Origin of the sequence: Collinsella sp. CLA-ER-H6, from assembly GCF_040092305.1 — a bacterium.
Lineage (GTDB): Bacteria > Actinomycetota > Coriobacteriia > Coriobacteriales > Coriobacteriaceae > Collinsella.
Genome location: NZ_JBBNLS010000010.1, coordinates 1 through 15,337 on the forward strand (window position 1 = coordinate 1; position 15,337 = coordinate 15,337).

Here is a 15,337-nt window from a genome sequence, read left to right on the forward strand (position 1 = left end):
AACGAGGGCAGCCCTGTGGGCGCCAGCGGAATGTGGGGTCACCGCGCGGTCCGCATCTGATGGTGTCGACGTCAATGGTATACGGGTGCATCATCGACGTCTTCAATACAGAAAATATCAGTGCGGAGTGTTCTGAAAAGTAACTTCAGGGCGGGCCCTGCGGTAACTCGGCAGGGGGAGTGCGATTCCTCGATCGCTCACTTAATCTAATAGGAAAGTTAGTGAGGCCGGAGCTTTAGCTCCGGCCTCCCCATATAAGGGCTCGGCAAAGCCGAGCCACCAAATTTACATCAGCCCCCAGAACATGTTTGAGAACTGTGCCTGAAGTATGTATTTGCAGGCCCCGAATCGGTGTTGCCTCCCGGCGCATTCCGCAGGGGGAGCGATATTTTGCAGCACGAAGTGCGCAACAAAATATCGCTCATGCCCGAGGACGCGCCGGGAGGCAACACCGATTCGGGGCCGAACATATAGATCTACCAGCGCATTTACAAATTCGTAAACTTTTTTGAAAAAAGTGCTTGCACAGTTCTCGAATCATAGGTTATTATCTTCCTCGTTGAACGCGCGGGTCCAACAAAACGAACCGTGAATCAACAACATAGCATGTCGGAGTGGCGGAATTGGCAGACGCGCTAGCTTGAGGTGCTAGTGACCGCTTTTTGGTCATGCGGGTTCAAGTCCCGCCTCCGACACCATCGCATTTGAGAAGCCTCTTCGGAGGCTTTTTTGTTACCGATAGACGGTGGGGGCCACGATGGAAACGCTTGAACGCAACGAGTGGGCAGACGTTGCCCAACTAGTCGAGATCACGAGCGATGCTGTCATCATCTGCGAGCTCGACGGAACCATTCTGCATGTGAATAATCGCTTACTTGGTTTGATGTGCGAAGAACGCGCCGATGTCGTCGGTGGAGATGTTAAAGACGTCCTGTATTCGTCCGCTTTTGAACGTGCGACGGAACATCGTCTGCCATTTGAAACTGATGGCTCCGAGAGCGAACTGATGCTCAAGCTGAGTGACGGCTCCTTTATCCCCGTCTTGGTTCGTGCAGGCTCCGTAACGCCTCCACGCATCTTTGGGCGCCGAGCGCCACGCGTCCTGGTGGCACTTCACAGTATCGAGGAGCAGTATTCTCACGACCGTCAACTCAAGCGTGCGTTATCGGAGCTCAGAGTGGCGAACAAGCGTCTCTCAGGCACGCTCTCGGTCATTATGAGCACTGTGGGCTCCGATGAGTTACCCAGTCTGCTTGATACCGTTTTAAACCAACTTGTAGGAACGCTCGATGCTTCGGGTGCCGCTATCTATTTTTCTGAGAGCGGCGGTTTTAAGCTTCGCGGTGTCTCCAAGGAGCTGCACGACAGCTACCTGCCCGAGTTTTTGCCGTATGGCGCTGGCATTCCGACGTATGTTCTTCGCGAGTCGCGTGCCTGTCGCTTGTCGATTCAGCAGGACCTTGAGGGCGATAGGGCCGCCTCCGGTATGTTCATGGACCTGGATAATCGTTCTAAGCACCTGTTGCGCATGCAGGATATGCCTCCGTACCGCAGCGAGATCTGTCTTCCCGTTTTTTACGGTACGCAGATCCTTGGCGTGTTGGAAGTTGGTTGGAAACGCCCCCAGGCACCGCTCGCCTATGACGTTAATGTACTTGAGGTCATTTGCGATTACCTGTCTATCCAGCTGGTCGGAATGGCATCGAGCCTTCGCTCTCGTCGCACGGCCGAGCTTGGCCGCTCGCTCAATGTCTTACGTGATGAGCTGTTTACCTTTCTAGACGATTCCGCCGCGGCTACCCAGGCGGTATCGTCCGAGATCTGCAATATGCTCAACTGCCATTTTTGCCCTGTTGAGTATGACGCCAGTCTGGACTCCTATGTCATAGATTTTGAAGGCGGCAGTCGCGTTGCTTTGCCGGACGATCCCGAGAAGCTTTTCTTTTCTATGACGGCGCCGGCGGCACGTCTGGGAGCTGGCCCTGATGGCTTTGAGGCATCTGTTTTGGGCGGCACGAGTGCCGAGGACCTTAAGCACGTCCGTATAACTCGCGTTGATGAATCGATGCCTATGGGAGGCTGGCTTAGGACGCATGGTCTGCCTTGCCAGGGTCTCTACGTCGACTTCGGCATCGAGGCGGGGCGCCCGCGCTCTGAGGGTGATGGCAAGCACAGTAACGACGCGATTGTTCCTGCTTCTGTTGCGAAGGGCCCGACGACGCGCGCACTGCTGCTTCGTGATGGCAGCCAAGAGCCGATTGATGACCTTGAATATGACTACTTGGTGCACTTGGCGCATGACTTTGAACTGATCTACGAAGGCGAATCTCAAAAGCGCGAGGAGCGCCATATCGCTCAGACCCTCCAGATCGGCATGAGAAATTCCCTGGGGGATGTTCCGGGTATCGCAACCGATTCGGTATACCTGTCGGCCACGAACTCGGCGTTGGTCGGCGGCGATTTCTATACGCTCATCCGACTTCCCGACGACTGCGCCGTCATGATTCTGGGTGATGTGTCTGGCAAAGGCATTGAGGCCGCATCGATGTCCGCGCTCGTCAAGACGGCCCTGACGGCCTATGCCTGGGAGGGTGCGGGGCCCGCCCGCATGGCACGCTCCCTTAACAGCATGCTCATGGGCTTTTCGAGAGTCGAGACGTTCGTGACGGCCTTTATCGCCAAGATTGACCTTAAAGCCGGACGCGCAACGTATTGTTCGGCGGGCCATCCTCCGACCATGGTCATCAGGCCAGAGTCGATGCCGCTGGGTGGCGGCGAGGCCCGTGGGGGAGAGGTCGAACTGCTTGGATGCCAATCGGGCGTAATCGGCGCATTCGAAGGCATGGTGTACGAGACGGGTGCCTTTACGTTCGCCCCCGGCGATATGCTCTTTATGTATACGGATGGAACGATTGAGGCCCGTGACCGCACCGGAGCGTTCTTTGGCGAGCAGCGCTTGCGCGATCTTCTGCTTTCTGTTTCGGCGGAGGGCGTGTCGGGCATTTGCGGCAAGGTCTTGGGCGAGCTTGACCGATTTACCGATTCGGCGCTGGACGATGACATTGCATTGGTGTCCCTTGAGTTTTTACGGGGTCGTTCATAGACGACGCTGGGCGGGTTGAATCCGCACGGTTGGGGAAACGAATGCATCGAGTGGGCTTTTTTGGGGAACCATGGTCGTATGAATGAGTGGAATGACATAGCGGTTTTGACGCCACCAGGCGATATCGACATCGCCACGGTGCCTGCGCTGCGTCGGCGGCTGGATGCTTTGATTGGCCGCGGCGTGCGTCGTGTCGTCATCAACTGTCAGACTGTTAGCTTTATCGATTCGACGGGCTTGGCATTCCTGCTTACGCGCGCTCGTGAGCTCATGAGGCGAGAAGGCCTGCTTTCGCTCGTCAATGCATCAGGTGAAGTTGTTCGCTTTTTGGAGATTGCTCGTCTTGTCGATATCCTTCATGTCGCGGGGCCGGCACGGGAGTCAATTCCTGCCATTCCGGTGGGGGAGCTGCCTCGCTGGAGTAAGAGCGTCGAGGTCCGTCAGGGTATCGAGAATCTTCCATACTACCGACATCGCATCGCCGAACTCCTTGAATCGCTTCCGTTGCGCCGTGACGAGCGCTACGATGTCGCATTGGCGTCGGGGGAGGCGCTGGGTAATGCCTATGACCATGCGGGTGGTATCGGGTGCGTCCTGACGGTTCAGGCCTATGGCGATCGCGTTGTGGTTGAGGTGCTTGATCGAGGTGTCGGCTATTCTATCGATGAAACGAGCGAACCGGTCGCATCTGAGGAGCGTGGCCGTGGCATCAAGCTTATGCGTATGCTCGTCGATAACGTGGAGGTTGCTCGTCGTACGGACGGCGCCGGCACGCGCGTGCAGATGGTGAAGCTGTTTAGCGGAGCGCTGGAATCGTGTGCCTAGCCAATCGCTTTAGCGCGTTTAGCTACTAAGAACATGCGGCAGACAAGTTTTTTGAAAAAAGTACTTGCGTCTTTTGGACAACTCGCGTAAATTAATAACCCGCAAGCGGACATGGCTCAGTTGGTAGAGCACAACCTTGCCAAGGTTGGGGTCGCGGGTTCGAGCCCCGTTGTCCGCTCCATTGCATTTCCGGACCGTTTAGGCGGTCCTTTTTCGGCGAAGTGGCCAAGTGGTAAGGCAGAGGCCTGCAAAGCCTTTACCCCCGGTTCGAATCCGGGCTTCGCCTCCAGGCAACATCCGGGCGCTCCGGCGCCCGTTTTGTTTTACATATGCGGACATGGCTCAGTTGGTAGAGCACAACCTTGCCAAGGTTGGGGTCGCGGGTTCGAGCCCCGTTGTCCGCTCCAACTATCTTACGCGGTTCTAACGAACCGCGTTTTTTGTTGACGCTGCGCGGGCCCCGGACACCCCATCTTGCCCCTCAATCGTCGGTCGCGTACATAAAGTACGCTTCCCTCCTCTTTCGCGGCAACCTGGGGCACCCGGAGCCCGCTCGCTGTCGTGGCCGGGAAAGTGGGTCTTCCGTTCTTTTCACTAATCGGTCGATTCGTCCCGGGAGGTTCGAACCCGAGAGGGAGCGAGCGTTTTGGGGCGTGGCTGTGGCGTTGTTTGCTGCGAATGTGCGCTTTGGGCGTATCATCGTGGGCATCTCGCATAACCTCGTTGCAAGGGAGATACGCCCCATGGCTACAGAAAAGTCTTCTTCGCGCTCATGGATGTCCGATGCCGCGATCTATCAGATCTACCCGCGCTCGTTTAAGGATTCGACTGGTTCGGGTCTGGGCGATATCGCGGGCATTACCCAGCAGATGGACTATCTTGAGCGGCTGGGTATCGAGGCCATCTGGCTGAGCCCGTTTTACCCTTCGCCTCTTGTCGATGGCGGCTATGATGTGGCGGACTACTGCGATGTCGACCCACGTCTCGGCTCGCTTGACGACTTCGATGACATGATCGCTGCGGCTCACGCGCGCGGCATCAAGGTCATCGTCGACATCGTGCCCAACCATTCATCCAACCAGCACCCCTGGTTCAAAGCCGCTCTTGCCGCCGGCCCCGGATCGCCCGAACGCGCCCGTTATATCTTCCGCGATGGTCGCGGCGAGCATGGCGAGCTGCCTCCCACCAATTGGAATGCCAACTTTGGCGGCCCCGCATGGACGCGTGTTGCGGACGGTCAGTGGTATCTGCACATGTTTACGCCCGAGCAGCCGGACTTTGACTGGTCATGCCCTGAGGTTCACGCGCTCTTTTGCGACGTCCTGGCGTTTTGGAGCGATCGAGGCGTCGACGGCTTTCGCATTGATGTGGCGCAGGGTCTCGCCAAGGATCTCGACCGCGATGACCTCGACCGGTGGCATCTCGCCGAGGGCGATGACATGGTTGACGACGGCACCCATCCGCTGTGGGACCGCAATGAGGTCCACGAGATCTATCGCGAGTGGCGCCGCGTGTTCGACCGCTATAATCCGCCGCGCAGTGCCGTTGCCGAGGCGTGGGTGCTGCCCGAGCGCCAGTATCTCTACGCGCGTCCCAGCGAGCTTGGCCAGACATTCAACTTTGAGTTTGCCAAGGCCACTTGGACCTATGATGACATGCACACTGCAATCGAGAAGGGCTTGAAGGCAGCCGTCGAATCCGATTCCGCCTCGACCTGGGTACTCTCCAACCACGACGTGCCGCGCGTGGCGACACGCTATGCCCTGCCGCAAATCAAGGCGACGCGCTACCACCAGATTGCGCTCGACTGGCTCTTGCGCGACGGGTCGTCTTATGACGAGGACCGTGAACTCGGCGAGCGCCGCGCGCGGGCGGCCCTTTTGCTTGAGCTGGCGCTTCCGGGCTCGGCATACGTGTATCAGGGTGAGGAGCTCGGCCTTTTTGAGGTGGCTGATATCCCGTGGGCCGCACTCGAAGATCCCAGTGCGACCAATACGCACGGACCGAAGCGTGAGAAGGGGCGCGACGGCTGTCGTGTGCCCCTGCCGTGGGTGGCGGCGGACGATCCCGCGCATGGCGGATCGTTTGGGTTTTCGCCGGCAGACGCCGATGCGGCGCCCCATCTGCCGCAGCCTGCATGGTTTTCCGATTATGCTGCCGATAGGGAAGAAGTGGACCCGACATCGATGCTTGCGCTCTATCGTGACGCCCTCTGGCTGCGGCGCAAGCTGCGCGGGTGCGCCAACGATCTTGCGTGGCTCGATCTTGACGGGCGCACCGGTCTTGCGGATGGTGCCGAGGGCGCTGAGGGCGGCGTCATCGCCTATCGCCGCGATAACGGCTGGGCGTGTGTGACGAACTTCGGTGCAGCACCCGTGGAGCTGCCGGCGGGCAGGGTCCTGCTCACCTCATCACCGCTTGCAGACGGCAGGCTCGCGCAGGACAGCTCTGCCTGGATCATGCTCGGTGAGATGTAGGGGCCTCTTGCGGCGAGTTTGCGTTTGCCTGCGCCTTCCGTGGTGGCTGATGTCCTCGCGAGGTTCGCGAGGGCGCCGCAAAACTTTTTTAAAAAAGTTCTTGCATTTGGGTGGATCATCCCGTATATTAAATCCTCGCAGGCGGACATGGCTCAGTTGGTAGAGCACAACCTTGCCAAGGTTGGGGTCGCGGGTTCGAGCCCCGTTGTCCGCTCCATTTGGGCGTTTAGCTCAGGGGGAGAGCGCTTCCCTGACACGGAAGAGGTCAGAAGTTCAAATCTTCTAACGCCCACCAAATGTTCGCAGCTCAGAGGCTATGTCTCTGGGCTGTTTTGTTTTATGCCGCCAAGCACGCCGCCAAATAACCACCAAATATTGATCCAAGGTCTGTACGCGATGGTCTTCGCATCCCGTAGGGGTGCCGGCAGATTGCATACGTCCTGGCCGATCGTGACCGCAACATGTTGGTCAAGCACAATCTTTTGGATTCTTTTGGCGTGAGCGGCTTGGTTTTGGTAGGATTTGTCAGCGGCTTGACTAAGGGGGTTTTATAACTGCCATGCAGGTAGCCGTGTTGGTAACGTTTTACCGACTTGCCAAGAACCCCTCATAATTAATGCGTCTGCAAAATGACTAATTGCTTTGACCTGCTGAAACACTATATGTTGTGTTTGAACTAAAAAAAGAATACAGGATATAGATGCGTCTTTGTCGTATGATAGATGGCGGACAGAGAACGAAGACCTTATTCGTCCCATTTGGACACGCCTTTGAGCCGCTTGATCGGCCGCGAGGATTGTCCGCATGAGGACTTATGGTTTATCGAGAACACAGATTGCGCGACGGCGCCGCAAGACAGGGGCAAGCCCTGCCGGGCATCGTTTGGCTCTGAAGCGCAATGAGGTTACGACGCGAAAGAGGCAAGAGGATGAAGATCATCAAGCGCAGCGGCACCGAGGTTGTCTTTGACATCGATAAGATCGTCAATGCCATCCGCGCCGCCAACTTGGAGGTCGAGGAGAGCTCTCGTCTAACCGACCGCCAGGTGGTTTATGCGGCGCAAAACGTCGCCGAGGCATGCGAGAACGCGGGCCACACCGTTTCGGTCGAGGAGATCCAAGATTTGGTCGAGGACGAGATCATGCGTCTCGACTGCTACGAGGTTGCCCGCCACTACATCATCTATCGCTATGTTCAGAGCCTGAAGCGCCAGAAGAACACGACCGATGACAAGATCCTGTCGTTGATTGAGTGCAATAACGAAGAGGTCAAGCAGGAGAACTCCAACAAGAACCCGACCGTCAACTCCGTTCAGCGCGACTATATGGCCGGCGAGATTTCCAAGGACCTGACCCAGCGCGTGCTGCTGCCCCAGGAGATCGTGGACGCCCATAATGAGGGCCTGATCCACTTCCACGATTCGGATTACTTTGCTCAGCACATGCACAACTGCGACCTGGTGAACCTGGAGGACATGCTCCAGAACGGCACCGTTATCTCGGGCACGCTGATCGAGAAGCCGCACAGCTTCTCGACCGCCTGCAACATCGCGACGCAGATCATCGCTCAGGTTGCTTCCTCCCAGTACGGCGGCCAGTCGATTTCGCTGACCCATCTTGCTCCGTTTGTTGAGGTGAGCCGTCAAAAGATTCGCGGCGAGGTCGCCCGCGAGCTCGAGGAGCTCGGCGTTTCCGCATCTCCCGAAAAGGTCCGCGAGGTTGTTGAGGATCGCCTGCGCGATGAGATTCGTCGCGGCGTCCAGACGATTCAGTATCAGGTCGTGACCCTTATGACCACCAATGGCCAGGCGCCGTTCGTGACGGTCTTTATGTATCTTAACGAGGCCCGTACGCCTCAGGAGAAGCACGACCTTGCCATGATCGTGGAGGAGACGCTTCGCCAGCGCTACGAGGGCGTTAAGAACGAGGCCGGCGTTTGGATTACCCCGGCATTCCCCAAGCTCATCTATGTACTCGAGGACGATAACGTTCACGAGGATTCCCCGTACTTCTACCTGACCCAGCTGGCTGCCAAGTGCACCGCCAAGCGCATGGTTCCCGACTACATCTCCGAGAAGAAGATGCGCGAGCTCAAGCTGTCGAAGGGCGAGACCGCCGGCAACGGCGATTGCTATACCTGCATGGGCTGCCGCAGCTTCTTGACGCCCGACCGCTCGGGCAACGGTTTTAACAACGTTGCCAACGCGCTGAACTACGACCCGAAGAAGCCCAAGTACTATGGTCGCTTTAACCAGGGCGTCGTGACCATCAACCTGCCTGATGTCGCACTGAGCTCGCATCAGGATATGGACAAGTTCTGGAAGATCTTCGATGAGCGCCTTGAGCTGTGCCACCGTGCCCTGCTGTGCCGTCATGAGCGCCTGATGGGTACGCTTTCTGACGCCGCACCGATTCTGTGGCAGTACGGCGCCCTCGCCCGTCTGAAGAAGGGCGAGACGATCGACAAGCTGCTCGTGGGCGGATACTCCACCATTAGTCTGGGTTATGCCGGCCTGTATGAGTGCGTCAAGTACATGACGGGCCACAGCCACACCGAGAAGGAGGGCACGCCCTTTGCCATGGCCGTCATGCAGCGCATGAACGACAAGTGCGCCGAGTGGAAGGCCGAAAGCGATATTGACTTCTCGCTGTACGGTACCCCGCTTGAGTCGACGACCTACAAGTTCGCCAAGTGCCTGCAGCGTCGTTTTGGCATCATCCCGGGCGTGACGGACAAGGGCTACATCACCAACAGCTACCACGTCCACGTGTCCGAGGAGATCGACGCATTCGACAAGCTCAAGTTCGAGGGTATGTTCCAGCAGCTTTCGCCGGGCGGTGCCATCTCCTACGTCGAGGTTCCCAACATGCAGGACAACCTCAAGGCTGTCATTCGCGTGATGCAGTACATCTACGACAACATCATGTACGCCGAGCTCAACACCAAGAGCGACTACTGCCAGGTGTGCGGCTACGACGGTGAGATCAAGATTGTCGAGGATGACGGCAAGCTGGTGTGGGAGTGCCCCAACTGCGGCAACCGCGATCAGGAGAAGATGAACGTCGCCCGTCGTACGTGCGGCTACATCGGTACCCAATTCTGGAATCAGGGCCGAACCGAGGAGATTCGCGACCGCGTGCTGCATCTCTAATACCGCTCCGGGGCTGAGCCGGGAGGGCCGCTTGGGCATTTGCTCGCTATTTCGGACAGTCCTGCGCAAGACGAAGGCCACATTAAGTGGCCTTCTTTGCGTGCGGAACTCATATCGATCAAAAGCCCAAGCGGCCCTCTCGGCTCAGCCAAGTTGACGTAGCTGAGATGCGGCATGCGGTCTGCTCACTCCTCGAAGTTCTAAGCGGAAATGAGTTGACTTGCAACAACGCTTTGCTTGCGATGGCGGTTGAGTTGCAACAAGGTTTTTATTGGACCTCGAACCCTATACTCGATGTTCTCTTCGTTCATTGAGTTACCCTTTGCATGAGGCCGGGACATATCGTCCCGCCCGCAGTTTTGCAGGCCGAAGGCCGAGAATGTTTGAGGACGGGATGATATGTCCCGGCCTCCCGGGAGAGTTACTTATGAACTACGCGAACATTAAGTATTTCGACATTGCTGATGGGGAGGGCGTTCGTACTTCTCTGTTTGTGAGCGGGTGCCGTCGCGGGTGCAAGAATTGCTTTAATTCTGTCGCGTGGGACTTTGCCGCGGGCGAGCCGTTCGATCGTGCCGTCGAGGACAAGATTATCGAGAGCCTCGATCATCCCTTTATTGACGGCCTGACGATTCTGGGCGGCGAGCCTATGGAGCCCGAGAATCAGGCGGGGCTTGTTGACTTTATCGAACGCGTGCGTGCGGCCTATCCTGCGGGGTCGGGCAAGACCATTTGGTGCTTTACCGGTGACGTGCTCGAGGAGCTTATGCCGGGTGGCCGTCATCATACCGAGGTGACGGACCGTATCCTGGCCTGCCTCGACATGTTGGTGGACGGCCCGTTCGTTCAGGATCTGTACGATATCTCGTTGCGCTTTAGGGGCTCGATCAATCAGCGCGTGATCGACATGAACGCCACGCGCGCTCGTGCTGCACGTGAGAACGTTGCGCTTTGCGACGCCGTGGAGCTTTGGCGGGACGATCCGGTCTATTCGACCCATACTATGTAGCTTGTGGCCGATGCCGGAGGGCGTGGTACCATAGCGCGAACGCAAAATCGGAAAAGTGAGGCCCAGATGGTCGATCAGGAAAAAGTCGAGGCCGCCATTAAGCTGTTGCTTGAGGGCATAGGCGAGGACCCAACTCGTGAGGGCCTGCTGGAGACCCCGGCGCGCGTTGCCCGTATGTATGGTGAGATCGCCGGCGGTATGGACCAGAGTGCCGAGGAGCACCTGTCCAAAACCTTTGCCGTCGCTTCGAACGATTTGGTTATCGAGCGCGACATCACGTTCTACTCGCTGTGCGAGCACCATCTGCTGCCGTTTTATGGCAAGGCCGCCATTGGCTATATCCCTAACGGTCGGGTGGCTGGGCTTTCCAAACTCGCCCGCACGGTTGAGGTTTATGCCCGCCGTCTGCAGCTGCAGGAGCAGCTGTGTGCGCAGGTTGCCGACGCTCTCATGGATTATCTCGCTCCCCAGGGAGCGATTGTGCTCATGGAAGCCGAGCATATGTGCATGACCATGCGCGGCGTGCAAAAGCCCGGCACCAAGACCGTGACGCTCGCTCGCCGCGGCGTCTTTGAGACTGATCCCGCGCTCGAGGAGCGGTTCTTTAGGATGCTGGGCCGTTAGCATGAGGGTCGTCAACGACTTTACATCGAAGACCGATGAGGGGACGTCGCGTCGCGGCTTTATGGCTTCGGGCTTGGCTCCCTTTGGTGCCATGCCTCGCATTGATTACATTTGCGCCAACGGGCTGTTCCGGCGGCACCTGGGTAACATTGCACAGTTGGAATCGGGGCGCATCTTCTGCCGCCACGGTATTGACCATCTTCTCGATGTCGCTCGCATTATGTGGATCAAGAATCTCGAGGAACAGCTCGAATTTGACCGTGAGGTCATCTACGCCACGGCACTTCTTCACGATATCGGCAAAGATGAACAGTATGAATCGGGTATATCCCATGATGTTGCAAGCGAACGCGTCGCTGATGCGATTCTCGGCGGCATGCCCGATGATGTGGCGTTTGAGCCGGCCGATGCCGCAGCCATTAAGACGGCCATTCTGGGCCATCGAAAGCTGCGTGTGAACAGCCAACCGCTTGAGCGTCTGCTCTATGCAGCCGACAAAGCGTCGCGCGCCTGCTTTGCATGCCCCGCGCGCAATGCTTGCAACTGGAGCGATGATAAAAAGAACCTGTCGATTCGCGTGTAGTTAGTTTGCGCGGTCGGGGTTCTAAACGAAGGAGACGATCGCGATGAGCAACAAGAAACTGCCCGAGAATGCAACCAAGACTGAAGGCGCCGAGCTCGCCCGCCGTGGAAGGGGCGATATATCCACCGCAACGGCGGTGCCCCACGTGAGTTATGACGATCTGCGCCATGCTGACCGCATTACTATCGACGGTCTCGAGGTCTTTGCCAACCACGGCGTGTATCCCGAAGAGAATGCGCTGGGCCAGAAGTTCATCGTGTCCTTGGTGCTCTATGCCGACCTGCGTGCAGCGGGGGAGCACGATAACCTGGACGCTTCGATTGACTACGGCTCGGTGTGCCACGATGTCGATGGCTATCTGCGCGAGCATACGTTTAAACTCATCGAGGCGGCAGCCGAGGGTGTGGCCCAGATGCTGCTGCGTCGTTACCCCTTGCTGCTTGGCGTGCGTGTTAAGCTCGATAAGCCTTGGGCTCCCGTCGGTCTTCCCCTGGCAAGCTGCGGCGTCGAGATCGAGCGCGTGCGCTAACCGGTTCTAATACGTCTCTATGGGCGGCTGCTTGAGCCGCTGCGATAGAGCTCTATTGTTGGGACAGTACGTGTCGAGCAGGGCGTGAAACCGCTGATTGTGGCTTGGCTCGAGCAGGTGGACGAGCTCGTGGGCGACAACCATGCCGAGACACTCGATGGGATAGGCGGCAAGTTCGCGTGCGATGCGAACGGCACCGGATTTGGGCGTGCATGAGCCCCAACGCGTTTTCATGCTACGTACGGAAACGCGGGAAACGGCGACACCCATTGCGATTTCGTACGCGCGTACCATATCGCGCAGCGCCGTGGTGACCTCGGATGCATAGAGTTGGTCGATGCGGGTCTGGAGCTCATCGGACGTTAGGTCGTCGAGGATTGCGTGCCGCTTGGCCTGTAGGCCTTCGTCCGATTCATCGGTACCCATAAAACTTGCGAAGGTGGCCTGCTTGGGTCGCGGTGCGGGTGATGCAAAGTTGTGATCGAGTGCGTCCTGTACCGTGATGGGCTTGCCCCAAAGTGCAATGATGGACGAGGGACTGAGCGGCTCTCGCACTGTCGCCTGACGTTGCTCACGCTGGGCAAGTCGGCTGATAATCCAGGCGCTGTTGCGCTTCACAAACGCTTCGATACGCTCGCGGCTGGCGCCGAGCGGTGCGCTGGCGTGGACCTCACCGCTCGATGTGACACGTAGGTTGAAGTTCTTGACGCGCTTTTTGGTAACGACGACGGGGATGGGCGTCCCATCCGGTCGGGATACGGAAATCGTAAACTGCTGCGTCAAAAGCGGTCCTTTGGATTGGGGACGGGCCGGCATGTCGACCGTTCGGCATGCCGGCCCGCTCAAGGGATGTGAAATTAATAGCGCTCAAAGAAGGCAAGCGCGTTGTCGCTGCAGAGCTTTTGCATCACGGTCTTGCCAAAGTGCTTGGAGAGCATGTTCTGGAATTCGGGCATCTTGCTGGCATCGGAGAGGAAAGCGGGCACCGTGGCACCGTCCCAGTCGCCGCCGAGCGCGATGGCGTCCTCGCCGCCCAGGTCGAGCCAGTGCTCGATATGTGCCGCCAGCTGGTCGAAGGTGACGTCTGCGGCGGTTTTGTCGGTTGCGTCGTTGGAAAGGAACTCGCTGCAGTAGTTGAGGCCGACGATGCCGCCCATGTCGCGAATGGTACGGAACTGGTCGTCGGTAAGGTTGCGCTTGACGCCGCAAACCGCACGGGAGTTGGAGTGGCTGGCGACGAAGGGGCGCGTGGCGTGGGCGACAACCTCGTCAAAGCACTCATCGTTGAGGTGGGAGACGTCGAGTACCATGCCGGCGTGCTCCATTTGCGTAAGTGCCTCGACGCCGGCGGCGGTAAGGCCGGCGTGGGTGTCGTGGCCGCTCGCGAGCGGTCCCTGCGCGTTCCAGCTGAGTGACGACATAAGCACGCCCAGGCTCTTGAGCACCTCGATCAGCGCGGGGTCCTCGGCAAAGAACGTGGCGTTTTCGATGGTGTGGATACAGGCGATCTTGCCGTCCTTGAGCGCGGGGCGAATGTCTGCGGCGCTGCGCACGTTGACCATGCGGTCGTGGTTGAGCATTGCCTGGCCGCTCATATGCGCCATGATTTGCGCCTGGAAGCGCGCGGCGTGGGCGGTGGGGATCTCGTCGGGGACAAACGTAGCGAAGCACTGTGCCCACGGCGTGTTGCCGATCTTTGCGAGCGAGATGGCGCAGGCGTTACCCTCGATGAGGTCGAAATCTTGCGGATGCGTTTCGTCGCCGGGGAAATAACCGTCGGTGCCGGCGGTAAAGCGCAGGTCGAGATCGAGCGTGGCCCAGCCGATTCGGTCGGCGGTGTCGCAGTGTAGGTCAAATACGGGATATGCCATGGTTCCTCCGGTTGCAGCGTTTCTTTGCAAACTGTCTTCAAATTGTATGACTAGGGTATAGTTAGCGCCATATGTTCATGGCGGCCCGTGTTGTGCGCCGCCCTTATCACGGAGGTTTCCATGTCCAACCAGGGCAAGAAGGTCAAGACTCATTATCGCGGCACGCTCGACGACGGCACGCAGTTCGATAGCTCCTACGATCGCGGCGAGCCGCTGGAGTTCACCTGCGGCGCCGGCCAGATGATCAAGGGCTTCGACGCCGCTGTTGTCGACATGCAGGTGGGTGAGAAGAAGACCGTGCACATTCCTGCTGCCGATGCCTACGGCGAGCACAATCCCGAGATGGTTCTGACCTTCCCGGCCGAACAGGTTCCCAACATCGAGCAGATTGAGAAGGGCATGAAGCTCTTCCTGTCCACGCCGAGCGGTATGCCCGTCCCCGCCGTGGTCATCGATGTAACGCCCGAGGCCGTGACGCTCGACGCCAACCACGAGCTGGCCGGTAAGGACCTCAACTTTGATATCGAGCTCGTCGAGGTCGAGGGTTAGAGTATGCCTGAACGCTTGGTTTCGACGACATGCTTGGGAAATCTCAACGATCCGTCCTATGAACTCCTGCTTCGCCGGAAGTTGGGCGGCGTCTTTGAAGTTGACGAGCTACTGCTCGATTGGGACCAGGCTGATGTATACGCGTTTGTGGGCGTGACGGAGCTGGGGCGCACGGTCGATGTTCGGCTGGATACTGCCGACGGCGGTCGTCTTGCCGACGGCGACGTGCTCGCCATTGACCGTTCGGGCATGGTGCCCGTGGCGGTTGTCGTGCGCTTGCGCAGCGCCGAGGTTTATTTGGTCGAAGTTGACCGCATGGACCCGATTGCGCTCGCGCATTCGTGCTGGGAGATCGGCAACATGCATGCGCCGCTCTTCCGGGGCGACTCGGACGAGCATACTGTGCGCATGTATACGCCGGTGCAGCCTGTTTTGGGCCGCATGCTCCGGGGTGTCGAGGGTGTTCGGCTCTCGCTGGTTACCCGTGAACTCGATGCGGACCGGCGCTTTGCGTCGAGTGCGGCGGAGGTCGTCGTGAGCATGGCTCCCGACTTTACCATCGTAAAAAAGGCGCGCGGCTAAGCGCGCGTATGCGCAAGACGGGCTTTGAGGGGCG

General features: G+C 58.4%; 12 protein-coding genes and 6 tRNA genes. 16 read left to right on the forward strand and 2 right to left on the reverse strand.

Annotated elements, in window-relative coordinates:
* Positions 1-608 precede the first annotated feature (608 nt).
* The 14 genes from AAAX77_RS05610 to folB all read left to right on the forward strand — a co-directional run bounded on the left by AAAX77_RS05610 (position 609) and on the right by folB (position 12,301).
* Positions 609-698: transfer RNA gene (locus AAAX77_RS05610), tRNA-Leu, on the forward strand.
* A 59-nt stretch (positions 699-757) separates the two neighbouring features.
* Positions 758-3,103 (forward strand): SpoIIE family protein phosphatase, encoded by a 2,346-nt coding sequence (locus AAAX77_RS05615; RefSeq protein ID WP_349105198.1) that lies wholly within the window; start codon positions 758-760, stop codon positions 3,101-3,103.
* 78 nt (positions 3,104-3,181) lie between these two features.
* Positions 3,182-3,928, forward strand: a complete 747-nt coding sequence (locus AAAX77_RS05620) for an anti-sigma factor antagonist (RefSeq protein ID WP_349105200.1) — start codon at positions 3,182-3,184, stop codon at positions 3,926-3,928.
* Positions 3,929-4,033: 105 nt separating this feature from the next.
* Positions 4,034-4,109 (forward strand) — tRNA-Gly (locus AAAX77_RS05625).
* A 34-nt stretch (positions 4,110-4,143) separates the two neighbouring features.
* Positions 4,144-4,217, forward strand: a tRNA-Cys gene (locus AAAX77_RS05630).
* Positions 4,218-4,259: 42 nt separating this feature from the next.
* Positions 4,260-4,335 (forward strand) — tRNA-Gly (locus AAAX77_RS05635).
* A gap of 336 nt (positions 4,336-4,671) precedes the next feature.
* The gene (locus AAAX77_RS05640) at positions 4,672-6,405 is read left to right on the forward strand and encodes a glycoside hydrolase family 13 protein (RefSeq protein WP_349105202.1); all 1,734 of its coding nucleotides are present in this window, start codon (positions 4,672-4,674) and stop codon (positions 6,403-6,405) included.
* Positions 6,406-6,546: 141 nt separating this feature from the next.
* Positions 6,547-6,622, forward strand: a tRNA-Gly gene (locus AAAX77_RS05645).
* Positions 6,623-6,625: 3 nt separating this feature from the next.
* A tRNA-Val gene (locus AAAX77_RS05650) sits at positions 6,626-6,700 on the forward strand.
* A 633-nt stretch (positions 6,701-7,333) separates the two neighbouring features.
* On the forward strand, positions 7,334-9,556 hold the full coding sequence (gene nrdD / locus AAAX77_RS05655; protein WP_349105204.1) for an anaerobic ribonucleoside-triphosphate reductase: 2,223 nt from the start codon (positions 7,334-7,336) through the stop codon (positions 9,554-9,556).
* 427 nt (positions 9,557-9,983) lie between these two features.
* Positions 9,984-10,565 (forward strand): anaerobic ribonucleoside-triphosphate reductase activating protein, encoded by a 582-nt coding sequence (gene nrdG / locus AAAX77_RS05660; RefSeq protein WP_349105206.1) that lies wholly within the window; start codon positions 9,984-9,986, stop codon positions 10,563-10,565.
* A 66-nt stretch (positions 10,566-10,631) separates the two neighbouring features.
* The gene (gene folE / locus AAAX77_RS05665) at positions 10,632-11,189 is read left to right on the forward strand and encodes a GTP cyclohydrolase I FolE (protein WP_022094399.1); all 558 of its coding nucleotides are present in this window, start codon (positions 10,632-10,634) and stop codon (positions 11,187-11,189) included.
* A gap of 1 nt (position 11,190) precedes the next feature.
* A complete protein-coding gene (locus AAAX77_RS05670) occupies positions 11,191-11,772 on the forward strand; it encodes an HD domain-containing protein (protein ID WP_171021502.1) in 582 nt (193 codons plus the stop codon).
* 43 nt (positions 11,773-11,815) lie between these two features.
* Positions 11,816-12,301, forward strand: a complete 486-nt coding sequence (folB, locus tag AAAX77_RS05675) for a dihydroneopterin aldolase (RefSeq protein WP_055286920.1) — start codon at positions 11,816-11,818, stop codon at positions 12,299-12,301.
* A 6-nt stretch (positions 12,302-12,307) separates the two neighbouring features.
* Here the strand turns inward: folB and AAAX77_RS05680 are convergent, their stop codons facing one another.
* Both AAAX77_RS05680 and AAAX77_RS05685 read right to left on the reverse strand, forming a co-directional pair.
* On the reverse strand, positions 12,308-13,084 hold the full coding sequence (locus tag AAAX77_RS05680; protein WP_349105208.1) for a SprT family zinc-dependent metalloprotease: 777 nt from the start codon (positions 13,082-13,084) through the stop codon (positions 12,308-12,310).
* A 74-nt stretch (positions 13,085-13,158) separates the two neighbouring features.
* Positions 13,159-14,172 (reverse strand): membrane dipeptidase, encoded by a 1,014-nt coding sequence (locus AAAX77_RS05685; RefSeq protein WP_349105210.1) that lies wholly within the window; start codon positions 14,170-14,172, stop codon positions 13,159-13,161.
* A 120-nt stretch (positions 14,173-14,292) separates the two neighbouring features.
* Between AAAX77_RS05685 and AAAX77_RS05690 the strand changes: the two genes are divergently transcribed.
* A complete protein-coding gene (locus AAAX77_RS05690) occupies positions 14,293-14,721 on the forward strand; it encodes a peptidylprolyl isomerase (RefSeq protein WP_035138874.1) in 429 nt (142 codons plus the stop codon).
* 3 nt (positions 14,722-14,724) lie between these two features.
* Complete coding sequence (locus AAAX77_RS05695; RefSeq protein WP_055286914.1) at positions 14,725-15,303, forward strand: hypothetical protein; 579 nt, start codon at positions 14,725-14,727, stop codon at positions 15,301-15,303.
* The last annotated feature ends 34 nt before the right edge of the window (positions 15,304-15,337 follow it).

Coding starts and splice junctions, on each gene's coding strand:
- AAAX77_RS05615 (WP_349105198.1), top strand. CDS start 758: ATGGAAACGCTTGAACGCAACGAGTGGGCAGACGTTGCCCAACTAGTC.
- AAAX77_RS05620 (WP_349105200.1), top strand. CDS start 3,182: ATGAATGAGTGGAATGACATAGCGGTTTTGACGCCACCAGGCGATATC.
- AAAX77_RS05640 (WP_349105202.1), top strand. CDS start 4,672: ATGGCTACAGAAAAGTCTTCTTCGCGCTCATGGATGTCCGATGCCGCG.
- nrdD (WP_349105204.1), top strand. CDS start 7,334: ATGAAGATCATCAAGCGCAGCGGCACCGAGGTTGTCTTTGACATCGAT.
- nrdG (WP_349105206.1), top strand. CDS start 9,984: ATGAACTACGCGAACATTAAGTATTTCGACATTGCTGATGGGGAGGGC.
- folE (WP_022094399.1), top strand. CDS start 10,632: ATGGTCGATCAGGAAAAAGTCGAGGCCGCCATTAAGCTGTTGCTTGAG.
- AAAX77_RS05670 (WP_171021502.1), top strand. CDS start 11,191: ATGAGGGTCGTCAACGACTTTACATCGAAGACCGATGAGGGGACGTCG.
- folB (WP_055286920.1), top strand. CDS start 11,816: ATGAGCAACAAGAAACTGCCCGAGAATGCAACCAAGACTGAAGGCGCC.
- AAAX77_RS05685 (WP_349105210.1), bottom strand. CDS start 14,172: ATGGCATATCCCGTATTTGACCTACACTGCGACACCGCCGACCGAATC.
- AAAX77_RS05690 (WP_035138874.1), top strand. CDS start 14,293: ATGTCCAACCAGGGCAAGAAGGTCAAGACTCATTATCGCGGCACGCTC.
- AAAX77_RS05695 (WP_055286914.1), top strand. CDS start 14,725: ATGCCTGAACGCTTGGTTTCGACGACATGCTTGGGAAATCTCAACGAT.